At 35.3% G+C, this 12,733-nt stretch carries 10 protein-coding genes and 1 other RNA gene; 7 read left to right on the top strand and 4 right to left on the bottom strand.

What is annotated here, in order from left to right; all coding sequences use genetic code 11:
- Positions 1-42: 42 nt before the first annotated feature.
- Positions 43-441 carry a GtrA family protein gene (locus tag GX311_08300; protein ID NLK16382.1) on the bottom strand — a complete coding sequence of 133 codons (399 nt, stop codon included), beginning with the start codon at positions 439-441 and terminating at the stop codon, positions 43-45.
- A 46-nt stretch (positions 442-487) separates the two neighbouring features.
- Entirely contained in the window at positions 488-2,899 is a 2,412-nt protein-coding gene (locus tag GX311_08295; protein NLK16381.1) for a TonB-dependent receptor, read from the bottom strand.
- Between the two features lie 459 nt (positions 2,900-3,358).
- Here GX311_08295 and GX311_08290 point away from each other — a divergent pair, with 459 nt between their 5' ends.
- The 5 genes from GX311_08290 to GX311_08270 all read left to right on the top strand — a co-directional run bounded on the left by GX311_08290 (position 3,359) and on the right by GX311_08270 (position 8,669).
- Positions 3,359-4,924: a hypothetical protein gene (locus GX311_08290; GenBank protein ID NLK16380.1), complete on the top strand. Its 1,566-nt coding sequence runs from the start codon at positions 3,359-3,361 to the stop codon at positions 4,922-4,924.
- Positions 4,925-5,019: 95 nt separating this feature from the next.
- Entirely contained in the window at positions 5,020-5,532 is a 513-nt protein-coding gene (locus tag GX311_08285) for a hypothetical protein (GenBank protein ID NLK16379.1), read from the top strand.
- Positions 5,533-5,585: 53 nt separating this feature from the next.
- Entirely contained in the window at positions 5,586-6,101 is a 516-nt protein-coding gene (locus GX311_08280; protein ID NLK16378.1) for a hypothetical protein, read from the top strand.
- 66 nt (positions 6,102-6,167) lie between these two features.
- Positions 6,168-7,115, top strand: a complete 948-nt coding sequence (locus GX311_08275) for a hypothetical protein (protein ID NLK16377.1) — start codon at positions 6,168-6,170, stop codon at positions 7,113-7,115.
- Positions 7,116-7,145: 30 nt separating this feature from the next.
- Complete coding sequence (locus GX311_08270; GenBank protein NLK16376.1) at positions 7,146-8,669, top strand: hypothetical protein; 1,524 nt, start codon at positions 7,146-7,148, stop codon at positions 8,667-8,669.
- 264 nt (positions 8,670-8,933) lie between these two features.
- Here GX311_08270 and rnpB read toward each other — a convergent pair.
- Together rnpB and GX311_08260 are read right to left on the bottom strand one after the other, a co-directional pair.
- Positions 8,934-9,282: RNase P RNA component class A (rnpB, locus tag GX311_08265), an RNA gene on the bottom strand.
- Positions 9,283-10,356, bottom strand: coding sequence for a DUF2027 domain-containing protein (locus GX311_08260; GenBank protein ID NLK16375.1), 1,074 nt, complete (start codon positions 10,354-10,356; stop codon positions 9,283-9,285).
- Positions 10,357-10,723: 367 nt separating this feature from the next.
- On the opposite strand from GX311_08260, the gene GX311_08255 reads away from it, so the two are divergent.
- On the top strand, positions 10,724-11,128 hold the full coding sequence (locus GX311_08255; GenBank protein NLK16374.1) for a hypothetical protein: 405 nt from the start codon (positions 10,724-10,726) through the stop codon (positions 11,126-11,128).
- Between the two features lie 67 nt (positions 11,129-11,195).
- Entirely contained in the window at positions 11,196-12,680 is a 1,485-nt protein-coding gene (locus GX311_08250; protein NLK16373.1) for a YjgP/YjgQ family permease, read from the top strand.
- Positions 12,681-12,733 lie beyond the last annotated feature (53 nt).

Genomic DNA, 12,733 nt, shown 5'->3' with positions numbered 1-12,733 from the left:
TAAATATGTTTTGTTCTTACAATCTGTTTTTTTGAACAATTATCAAGTCGCAAAAGTATATAAGTAATTAGCTGAAAAGTTCCAAATAGTGGTTACACCTATGGCAAACAGTTTGGCTAAGTAAAAATTTAATTTAAGTTTTTTGACGCATAAATAAAGTATTAAGGTGTTGATAGCTAGACCTATTAAGCTAATTATAAAAAAATCACCAAACTCGCGCAACATGTTAGGATTTTTACTGTAAAAAGTCCAGATTCTATTTAAGTAATAGTTAGTTGAAGCGGCAACAGTAAAGCCGATTGCATTTGAAACATATTTAGGAATTTTGAACCACTCTTTACATACAAATGTAATCCCAAAATCCACCAAAACACCGGAAAATCCAACGACTCCGAATTTTATAAATTTATAAATTAAGTTTTGATTTAGCCAGTCAAACATTCACGTATATTATTATGTCAACAAATATATCGAAAATAAACACAGGTTAAAATGTAGCGTTGATTTTAAGATTAAAAAGACGACCTGTTAAATAATTAGGAATTGCATGTTGTCTGTTTCTAACATCGGTTATCCACGTATATGAAATCGTGTTTTGTAAATCGAAAATGTTAAATACATCAAGTCCAATCCATATACTTTCTATGTATTTCATTATTCTTTTTGAATCGTTATGACGTAAAATCTCTTTTGAAATACCCATGTCAATTCGTTTATATCCTGGATACCTGTATTTTGAAAAATGCCTTGGAGCATCAGGAATTCCAATGGGAAGCCCTGTATTAAAAACTGCATTTAGGTGAACTTTTATTGAAGGATTTCCTGGCCAATAATCTTGAAAAAAAAGGTTTGCCGTAAACCGTTGATCTGTTGGACGTGGGATAAAACCTGGGTAAGTAGTATCATATACACCATTTATTTGTCGTATATATATATCATCTGTGAGGTCTTCCTCTGTTTTCATGAGACTTAACGACAACCAGCTATCTACACCTTTTACAAATTCGCCAGTTAATTTAAAATCAAAGCCATAAGCGTATCCATTTGAATGATTTCTCCCGTCGTATATAATTCTGACATTATCAACATGATACGGTATCAAATCAGTTAAATGTTTGTAGTACTGCTCCAAAACAAGTTTAAAACGGCGGTTCCAAAGCGTAAAATTATAATCGGCAGCTGCAACAATTTGCGCTGATTTTTGTGATTTTATTTCTCTGTTTAGGTCGCCATTCGGCATTATACACTCTTTGTAAAATGGTGGTTGATAATATAGTCCTGTGCTTAATCTAAAAAGCCAGTCTTTTTCCCAATTAGGCTTAACTGCAATACTTCCACGTGGGGAAAAAAGTGATTCTTTATTAAAACTCCAATAATGATATCGTAACCCTGCGGTAATAAACATATCGACACTATTGAAATCAAACTTCCATGTATCTTGAATGAAAGCCCCCATCCTATAACTATTCGAGCTATTTGAGAATTTTCGTGTTTCGTAAAGCTCAACCAATGTATCATTAAAGCCGTAATAAGGAATACTATAGCCAGCGGAATCTAACATCATCCATTCACTAATTTTGTCACTGATATCATCGTAACGACCTGATAGCCCCCACTGTATAACATGATTCTCAATACGATATTTGTGTGCTAACGTGGCTGTTGATACTACTGCTTCGAGATAGTTGCGTGCATGGTCTAAGTACGTTCCAACAGCAAGCGAACCAATGCTATCGCCCAATGTAGTGCTACCCAATTGTGCATCAATTTCATTTAACCAGTATTGCCCTTGAATATCAAACGTTTCACTTTCCGAACTATAAAATGATGATAAAGAGAGCTTCCAATCATTGCCTTCAGAAGGATTATAACGTAATGACAAAGCTCCTTGAGTTGTAAAAAATCTGTCGATCTCCTGTCCATCAAAATATGCTGTAAAACGCTTTGCATCATTTACCATTCCGAGGGTTGTCTCACGATAAGTAGGCTTAAACCTATATCTATTGTCGGAAACATATCCCAAAAAACTTAGTTCTAAATACTCATTAAAGTTATAGGTCAATAGTGTTTGAAAATCAAAAAACAAGGGATCATAATTACCCTGAGTTTCTAGTCCTTTAAGCAGTAATTTGGTTTGCTTTAATCTAACACTTGAAATGTGCGAAAAACTATTTTTAAGTGCTGTTCCTTCAAACAGAGCTGAGCCACCAAGCAGTCCTATTTCTGCACGTGCCTTCGTTTCTGATGGCTTTCTGTATTCAATATCAAGCACCGAAGACATTTTGTCACCAAATTTAGCTTCAAAACCTCCGCTGCTAAACGATAGATTTTCAATCATATCGCTATTTACAAAGTTCATCCCCTCCTGCTGTCCGCTACGAACCAAAAAGGGCTTATAAATCTCTATTCCATTGACATATATCAAGTTTTCATCGTAATTTCCTCCCCTAACCGAATACTGACTACTTAGCTCGTTATTTGTTGAAACACCGGGCAACGATTTAATAATACTCATCGTGGGGTTCGACAAACTCGGCATCTGTTTTAATAACTTAGGATTAATATATTGCGTTGTAGAGTGTCTGAACCTCTCATCAATTACCATTACCTCATCAATATTATGGGCAGTTTGTCGCATTGAGACTTCTAATTTCAGACGTTCGCCTTCTGACAAAGTTAGGTTAACCGTCGTCTCCTCAAATCCTATACGGCTATGAACCAGAGTTATTGGAATGTTAGCAGGCACCTCAATTTCGTATCTACCAAGTGAGTTTGATATTGTTCCCTGTTGGGTCTCTTTGCATGCCACTGAAACCATATCAACAGGATATTTATCTTGATCCAAAATACGACCTATTATAACTGCTTTTTGAGCAAATAGTTGATTTGTAAAAATCAATAAAAAAAAGCTTAACTTAAAATATCGAAACATTTATGTTATTAGTGAATTTTATTCTATTCAGCTTACAAAACTAAGAATCTTTAACTTTATTGTAACATAACAGTCTAAATATTTTAAAAAGATATTATAATACCAATTGTTAGAACGATTTTACTCAGATGTTCTTTCACTGATTCAAAACTTCATATACCACAACAAAACACTTAGTAGAAAATTATTCATAGCTATTGTGCCAAATATGTTATGGAAATTTTCCTATAAATCAATAAGTTTTTAAAATTTTATGGCTAAATTTGTAAAAAAGGTTTCCACATAGTAAAATACAACTATTCCCGTTTAACGAAAATGTACTAAAATCACATATGAAACGGACACTACAGCGCAAACTCAACACACAAAAACGTGACTATAAAACATGTAAATTCTGTATAACCTTAAACCAAAAAATATAGATATATGAAAAAAGCCTTATCAATCTATTTTGCACTATTAATAAGTATGCCGATTATAGCTCAAAAACAATCGGCTGGTTCACACGAACAACCCCTTAATAACGTAAACTGCTATGCATACAATAATATAAGTTCTCATACTATTACGTCAGAAACTGAATTGTTTGCAAAAAAACACGAAGTCACTATAAATAACATTGGAACTTTAAATGAAGATACCCCCGAACATGTTTACCGTCGTAGTTCACTTTATACCATCTTACTGGGAATAGATCCTGTTTTCCAAGAGGAGGAAGATTGGGAACTTAATAAATATGTAATGGATGCATATTCAAAGGCACCTTTCCCTGATAAATATAATGACCACAGATTAGAAATATCAAGTTTTAAGTTTAATGATTACGCAGGAATTTCATCTGATAATCTACAACAACTTGGTGACGAGAATGATGAAAAAAAATCTCGTAGAATAGATGATGCCTACATTAAAGCTTCTGAAAGGTTTTTAAAAGAGAACGAAATTGCAAAAGGCATGGTTGCCAAGTGGTTTAACAGACAAGATGATGGGACGTTCGATATGGATTTAATTCACGAACGTGGTTCATACGATGCTTCTGCAATGCAGGTACAACTTGCAAGTGGTTCAGTAAGGGGTATGGCAATGTTGCAAGATGCTGGAGAAGAGCTTATTAAAAACACTTTCGTCATAATAAACAGAATGCGTTTCGTAAAAAACGAACCTATTGCACGTGCCGTTAGAGATATTGCGTATAGTGTAGCAGAAAAAAGAATAAAAGAAGAGTTCTTGCAATCATTAGCGAAAGCAGCTGCAGATGGTGTATACGAGTCAACCAAAGACGGATATTCCGTTTGGACGATTTCATTTTTATTTCAACTTGAATGGGACGATGAAATAGCCAACAATTTTTACGAAAACATGTGGATGGACAAATCAAATAGCAGCGAAGAGAGAAAATACTTATTTGACAATGCCGATATTTTCAACCTAAAATTTGTTGGTTACGAAAAATCAAAATCATTAGTCCTTTTTTCTGCAGGAAAATCAAAAGAAGAGATCATAGAGGTCGCAACAATTAGAAACATAGACAAAACATATGCACAACTACAAAAATCATATGATGTGTTTAAAACCAAAACACCTATTGTATCAACAAATCCAATAACAGCTAAAATTGGATTAAAAGAGGGTCTTAGCGGAGGAGACAGGTTTGATGTATTAGAAATGACATACGATATTAAAACGGGACGCACTAAATACGTTAAAGTAGGACAAGTTAGAGTTGACGGTAAAAACATTTGGGACAATAGATATGCACTATCAGAAGCAGATATTGGAATTGATGTTGAAAAAAGAACAAATGATACTGAAGAAGTAAAAAACAATGCTAAGGAAAACGCAGATGATATCGGGGAAAATATAAATGATACTGGTGAGGATGTAAGTGATATTGAGGACAAAGCAAATAATACAGAAGGAAAATTAAATGCCACAATATTCAAGGGAAGCAAAAATATAAAGGCGGGAATGTTGCTGCGTCAAGTTAAATAAAGTAAAGTGTTACTATATTAACAAATTGTTAATGCGCACAGATAGACTAGGAATATTTATCTTTTATAATTAATATTGTCAAACAGATTATACAAATGAAAAAATTTTTACAGTTTGCAGTTGTTGCTTTTTTAGCATACGGACTAATTGGTTGTACAGCAACAAAAGAGGTTGTAATACCATATGGACATAACCTAAATGCTGAGGCTGAAATTATCAGCGTTGGTAAAGATGGCACAAAAATGATTAAATCGTGGGCATATTCAAAAAACCCGGAATCTGCGTTTATGTATGCAAAACGTGCTGCTGTTTCCACAGCAATTTTCCAGGGATTTCCTGCTGGTGGAGGCTCGGGTAAAGTAGGACCTATTGTTACCGACCCTAATGCTGAATTTGAACATAAAGAGTTTTTCGACGAGTTTTTTAAACCAGACGGAAAATGGGCGCAGTATGTTGTTTCTAAAAACGTAGGTATGCCTTCTGGTAGCGATAGACTAAAAGTTGGCAAAAGATATAAAGTTGGAGCATCGGTTGCCATTGAGTTTGACAATCTGCGTAAATATTTAGAAGACAACAACATAGCTCGCAGATTAGACGAAGGGTTTTAATTTTACTATTAAAGATATTTATCAACGATACTTAACCTAAAAATTATGAAGCTATGACAAAAAAAATTCAAATTACATTTATTCTATTATTAGCAATTGTTGTAAGCACAAATGCACAAAGTCGTAAAGAGCGAAAAGCATATTACGGCAGCAAATATAACGTTGAGATAGAAACACTTGGCGTTGGAAATGATGGCACAAAACTTTTCAAAGTTTGGGGATATGGTAAAAAAGTAAACGACGCTGTATTTGAAGCAAAAAGAAATGCTATTTCTGCAGCTATATTCAAAGGTATTCCTGCAGGCAGAGGCGCATCTCCTACCCCTGCCTTAACTACAGAGGTTGATGCTGAAACAAAACACCAGGAATTTTTTGATGAATTCTTTAAAGATGGAGGAAAGTATTTACAATATGTAAATTTGAGTGGAGACGGGGAACCAAGAGAAGCAGATAAAATTAAAATGAAAAAAGGCTATAAAGTTGGGGTTGCCGTTTCAATTAATCATACAGCACTTAGAAAATACCTTGAAGAAAAAGGTGTAATCAGAAGTCTTACAACAGGATTTTAAAAATAGTATATAGTAGATTATTTGTCATATGTAACATATGACCTTGAACCGAAAAATTATAATAATATGAAAAATTTATTCACACTTATTGCAGCTTTATTTGTAACAACATCACTTTTTGGTCAGGCAAGAAAACCGACTATTATGGTTGTGCCATCTGATCAATATTGTATTTCACGCGGATACACAATGGAGTTTGATAACATGGGAACCAAAGTTACCTTACCAGACTATCAAGCAGCCTTACAAAACGATATGGACCTTAAACTCGTAATTTCTAAAATGAGTGGAATTATGAGCGACAGAGGCTTCCCGTTAAAAGATCTTGAACAAGAGCTAAAAAACCTTGCCACTCAGGGAGCCGAATTGGCGATGATGAGTAGTAAAACTTCTGGTACGGCAGTTGCAGAATCGCCCATTGACGCGTTGAAAAGAACTGCCAAATCTGATATTATAATGGATTTGTCATTCGAGAAAAAAACACAAGGACCAAGAAACTATATTACTTTTATACTCAACGGATTAGATGCCTACACCTCAAAAAACATTGCAAGTGCTTCAGGAACAGGAAAACCTTCGACAGCAGTTCAAGTAGAACTACTATTGGAAGAGGCTGTGCTGGCATATATGGACGAGTTCAACGGTCGTTTAATGTCATTTTTTGAAGACGCTTTTGCGAACGGTCGCGAAATAAAAGTTAGAATTCAAATGTTCGACGGTGTTGGATTTGATTTGGAAGAGGAGTATGATGGCGACGAGCTTACTGAAATAATTGAAGACTGGTTTGCCGATAACAGTGTACAAGGACGTTTTAGTCTGCAAGATGCCACAGAAAACTTCATGCAGTTTGAACAGGTGCGCATACCTATGATGAATGAAAAAGGACGCGCTGTTGACGCAAGAGGCTGGTTGCGTGATTTACAAAAACATTTAAGAAATGATCCGTACAATATAGAATCCAAACTATATATGCGCGGATTAGGTGAAGCATGGCTAATTGTAGGCGAAAAATAAAATCTATTTAAACTGAAAAAATACAACAAAATGAAAAAATCAATATTTATTCTGGCTATACTTTTGGCAGTATCAACGACATACACAAAAGGGCAAAATCAGCTCGGAAAATCTGACGATTTGGCTCGTATTTCGCTTACTCCAATAGTTCCTGATGAGTTAAAACACATTCCGGACAATGCACGTAAGCTGTTGACAAACAAATTAAGTAATGTCGTTACAAGAAACGGTCTTTCCGGCTCGGCAACAAATCCACGATTTGTTATTACAGCAAATGCAGATATTTTAACTAAAGATATCACTCCAACTGCACCGCCAAAAACAGCTATTACACTTAACATTACTGTCTATATAGCAGACGTAGTAGCACAAACAGTATTTGCGTCCACCATGTTGGAAGTTAAGGGAGTTGGCGACAACGAGACTAAAGCATACACGGCAGCTATTAATCGCGTTGCCCCGCAAAATCCGCAACTTAAAGCATTACTTGAAGAGGGTAAAACAAAAATTATTGAGTATTACAATTCAAAATGCGATGTGATTATTTCCTCCGCTCAAGCCCTGGCTGGCCAAAAACAGTACGATGAGGCTTTGGCAACACTATTCAATGTGCCCGATGTAAGCCGTGAGTGTTACGATAAGTGCATGCGAATATCCCTTGATATATATCAGGAGTATGCAAACCAGCAATGTAACCAGCAACTTTCGGCGGCTAGAGCGGCGTGGGCAGGTAAGGAGCTCTCCAAGGTTGAGGAGCATCTAGGAAAGATTACACCGGATATGGGTTGCTATGATGAGGCTCAGCAACTTGTTGCTACCATTACCTCGGCAGTTGAGGCTGAAGGTGGGAGCGCATGGAACTTCAAAATGAAGAGATACGACGATAGCGTTGATATTGAGAAGATGAAAATTCAGGCAGGAAAAGAGGTCGCCCGGAGTTGGGCATCCCATGGAACATCCAAAAATTTTGATTGGAGTTGGTTGTTTCCCGGGTCTAAGCCCAAAACACTAGAACAGCCAAAGGCTGCCGAACCTCAAAAAGCAGCAGAAAAGCCTAAAGAGCCACAGAAAGCCACTGCTGCACCATCGGGTCAGGCAAAACAGCATGAACCTCTCGGAAACACAACCGTTTTAAATAAACTTCATGCTACTGTTACTGCCTATCATGGTGATTTTAAAGGGAACTTTACGGTACTAACAGATGGTGAATACACTGGCACCAATAGCGTTGTAAGCTGGAGTAGCGATGCAACATTTTTTATCATCGACCTGGGAAGCGTTAAACAAATAAATGGAATTACCGTTGGAGCAGTTGCTAATCGAGATGTTTATCTTGATTGGTCTATTGATGGCACCAATTACGCCAAACTCACGCATGTACTTGGCTCTTGGGGGCAAAGTAGTTCTGTGTTTTCAATCGAAATTTACACAACAGATCCATCAAGCAAAAATTATGAGCCAAGGATACCGGTAAAGCCAGTTAAAGCACGTTACCTTAAACTGTATTCACCCAAAGGGTCTAGTGTTTCTGAAATTGTTCCCCTTGGTTTATAGGTTTTTGTTTTGTATAAAGTTCGGCACGAGGTTTGTTAAATAAATCAAACAGTTGTAATCTTAAGTGCAATAAAAAGGTTTTTAATTTTTGCGGTTAGCCTATGGTTTTGTACCTCCAATGGGAAAGCGCAAAGTAGCCTCAGCAATTGAGAACAACGCATCAGGATGGGGCTATTACAGCAATCTTTTGTGGATTTACGGTTTATAAGCACATTCTTATACAAAACAAAAAGGGACTTGCGTTAAAAAACAAGTCCCTTTTTTATTTTCAGCCAACCTGTAAGCCGGGTTTTGTAGCAAATATTGCTCTCTGTCATTTATCTCGACCATCAATCACTTGATGGCTCTATCGACCTACCCCTCGACATTGGGCGGGCAGCCCTCAAACGCCGATATACATGGTCTTTCAACCCGAGATTCGCACGGTCGCACTGTCACCAGATACGCCGGTGTGCTCTTACCACACCTTCTCACCCTTGCCACACAATGCATGGCGGTTATTTTCTTCTGCTACATATACCCTTGCGGATATCTTCCTGTTAGGAAGCTCGGTGCCCTATGTTGCCCGGACTTTCCTCTGTGGTCATGCCACAGCGACAGAACGGCCAGCTGATTATTTCGACAAAATTACCATGGTTGCTCCAAAACCATACTCCTTAAATGAAGCATCATGATATTCATATTTCTTATACTCTCTGTCTAATGTTCTACGTATTTCGTTCTTTAATGTTCCATTTCCCAGCCCGTGAATAAATACAACACGCTTATATCTTTCTGCCAAAGCATTTTCAAACTCTACTTTAAACTGCCTCATTTGGATATCTAACATCTCTTTTGGTGTAAGCCCTGCTGTGCTTTCAACAAGAGACTGAATATGCAAGTCCACCTCTTTTAGAAAATTCTCTTTCGGCTTCTCCTTTTTCGTTTTTTTAGCAGGTGTTGTGTCAAGCAAAATTTTATCTGACACAACAACACTATTCTCTTTTGTGAGTGTTTCCAATGCTTTTTTGAACTCCGCCGTACTACTATCGGTGTCAACTAAACGGTACATAACTGCTGGTATATCAAAAAAACTGTTTCTTTTAAACATTATATTATTTGTAAAAACAGATGTTTCAATCTCTACTTTCGACTGCCATGGTTTTATTGACGGAATACTGCCTTTGGAGTAAAAGCTAAGGTTGACCGTTATTTCAATAGTATCGTATGAGTATTTGTTTTTATCAATTGCATAGATAAAACTGTTTTTATTTGGGGCAATTATTTGCGTATTTACAAATTTGTTCGACAGCTTATTTGATTCATATACAGACACAAACAGATGGTAATTGCAGTCATTTACAATATGTACATTTAAAATATCTGACTTGCTTGCCTGCTCATTTTGTGGAACAATGGCAATATATGCTTTCGGTGTATTGTTTCCACTTAGATTGGTTCCTTGAGGGAAGAATATCAACTCATTATGATAGTTTTCAGGCGTTTCAACCTCTTTTTTTGTTGAAATAGTTACACTTTTCGGTTTTGAGTCGTCACTATCAACAACAACTAACTCTTTGCGAAACATAGGAATTTCAAAACCCGAATCATCAATAACCATAACACGATTATCGGGTAAAATCGAAGCTACTTTACCTCCCCCTACATCATTCAAATAACGTACAGTATCGCCTATTTTTATATCCATATATCTATAAATTCATCCTATATTAGACTAATATCTAATACCTTACATATAATTTCTGCTTTTTTAATAATAACTAAAGCAACACGTCAAAACGCAAAATCATATCCAAAATATTATAAATCTAGATCAATTCTTATCATGCTGCAAACTTAATAAAATAAAAAATAATTATTAATAAATTATATTATTGATGTCCTACACTACAAAAGTTTCTGACGGTTTGAACTAAATTAACGTAGCCATTGTTAGTAAAATATGAGTTAAATAATTAGGATTATAATAAAATAGTTTCTACCTTGTAAGACAATTAATTATATCATTTAAGGCTTCGCTGTTGCTATGTGAATACAAGTTAAATATTAGTCATATGAAGACATCAATAATAAAAGAGCAATTTAGCATAGATTATATTTTAAACTCATCAGTTAAAATATTATTTAATCGTTTAAGCTGTCCTTTAGGATTATCGGAGTGGTTTGCAGACAACGTTACTTTAAAAGATGATATATTTACATTCCATTGGGGTAAACATTCACAAAAAGCCAGATTACTGAGTGTAAAAGAACCCGATTATATTCGTTTTAAATGGATTGATAATAAAGCCAACGAAAGCGAAAATGATTACTATTTTGAATTTCAAGTATTTCAAGATGATTTAACTGGAGATGTTCATTTGACCGTAACTGACTTTGCTTCACCAGATGAAATTGAGGATGCTAAGATATTGTGGGACACTCAAATAAACGATTTAATACGTTTAATAGGGGCATAATACCAATTTTACAACACTACTTATAAGTAAAAATCGTTAATTTTGCAGTTAACAAACGATTTTGCGATTGAAAAAACTCCACATATTAGTTTTAAAAAATTTTATTGGACCATTAATAGCATCTTTCCTGATATCGCTATTTGTGCTACTTATGCAATTTCTATGGCGTTATGTAGAAGATTTTGTTGGTAAGGGGCTTTCTATGGGCGTAATTCTTGAAATTTTGATGTATGCCAGTTCATCATTAGTTCCCATGGCTTTACCCCTTGCTGTTTTATTAGCTTCAATAATGGTTTTTGGTAATTTAGCAGAGCACAATGAACTAATGGCAATAAAATCAGCTGGTGTATCGCTAATTAGAATTATGCAACCAATTATGGTTTTAACTATTCTTATATCAATATTTGCATTTTATTTTGCTAATTATACTGTTCCACGTAGTAATTTAAAAATGAGGTCATTGCTGTACGATATATCCAATAAGCCTCCAGAAATTATTATACCTACCGGTACCTTTTATAATGAATTGCCCGGATACTCGATAAAAGTTGAAAGACGCGATAGGGAAACAAAAATGTTATACGATCTTTTAATATATGACCATTCAGCAGGTCGTGGAAACACAAGCGTTACCATTGCAGAAAAGGGTATGATGTATTATGTAAATGAACATCAATACATTATACTTCACCTGTTTAATGGAGCGATGTATGAAGATGAGCAGGTAAAAAACCAATCACAAAGGGAAAGTTTCCCGTACAGACGACATACATTCGAAGAACAAAAGATTGTTTTTGATATTACAGGTTTTGGGTTTAAGAGATCCGACGAAAATCTTTTTAAGAGTCATTATAAAACTCTAGGAACAAAAGATCTTTCGCTTACAATTGATACTATGCAAATGAAAATATCCGAACAAATATCTTATCTCAAAGATAACTTAATAACAACTAATTTTTTCAGACGTTTAAGTAATCCTCATAATGATAGCATTAAAGTGGCTTTTCCGGAAACAAAACTCTCCACGGACAGTCTATTGAACTCTTTTGGTCTCTCAATGCAAAAGACAACAATTAGTTCTGCTCTAACATTTGCCAGAAACACTCAATCGTACATACAAAGTGAAAACGGAGCATTAAAAAGCCGACAAATTTGGAAAATTAAGCATGAAGCTGAATGGCATAATAAATTTACTCTATCATTGGCATGCATTGTGTTGTTTTTTATTGGAGCACCTTTAGGGGCAATTATCAGAAAAGGAGGAATAGGCATGCCTGTTGTTGTAAGTGTAATTTTATTTATCTCCTACTACATATTAGGAATGCTTGGAAAAAAATCGGCTGAACAAAGCCAAATCGCTGTATGGTTGGGTATGTGGTTATCAACAATTGTTTTTGTTCCTTTAGGTATTTTTCTAACTTCACGTGCATTAAAAGATCGTGTAATTATTAATATTGATCCTTACATAAAACTTTTTGCTACTCCGTATCATTTTGTAGTAAAGAGAATTAGGTTATACAAAATAAAAAACGTTGACAAAAAAAAGAAATAACAATTAATACAAAATAAGTATCTGATTATCAATATACATTCAACAAATGTTGT

The organism is Bacteroidales bacterium (genome assembly GCA_012519055.1).
GTDB lineage: Bacteria > Bacteroidota > Bacteroidia > Bacteroidales > Salinivirgaceae > JAAYQU01.
The sequence above is the reverse complement of the archived record's forward strand: the minus strand, read 5'-3'. Positions and strand labels throughout refer to the sequence as shown.

Excerpts from the sequence above, each read along its gene's own strand:
- GX311_08285 (NLK16379.1), top strand. The coding sequence starts at position 5,020 with ATGAAAAAATTTTTACAGTTTGCAGTTGTTGCTTTTTTAGCATACGGA.
- GX311_08290 (NLK16380.1), top strand. The coding sequence starts at position 3,359 with ATGAAAAAAGCCTTATCAATCTATTTTGCACTATTAATAAGTATGCCG.
- GX311_08280 (NLK16378.1), top strand. The coding sequence starts at position 5,586 with ATGACAAAAAAAATTCAAATTACATTTATTCTATTATTAGCAATTGTT.
- GX311_08260 (NLK16375.1), bottom strand. The coding sequence starts at position 10,356 with ATGGATATAAAAATAGGCGATACTGTACGTTATTTGAATGATGTAGGG.
- GX311_08255 (NLK16374.1), top strand. The coding sequence starts at position 10,724 with ATGAAGACATCAATAATAAAAGAGCAATTTAGCATAGATTATATTTTA.
- GX311_08275 (NLK16377.1), top strand. The coding sequence starts at position 6,168 with ATGAAAAATTTATTCACACTTATTGCAGCTTTATTTGTAACAACATCA.
- GX311_08300 (NLK16382.1), bottom strand. The coding sequence starts at position 441 with ATGTTTGACTGGCTAAATCAAAACTTAATTTATAAATTTATAAAATTC.
- GX311_08270 (NLK16376.1), top strand. The coding sequence starts at position 7,146 with ATGAAAAAATCAATATTTATTCTGGCTATACTTTTGGCAGTATCAACG.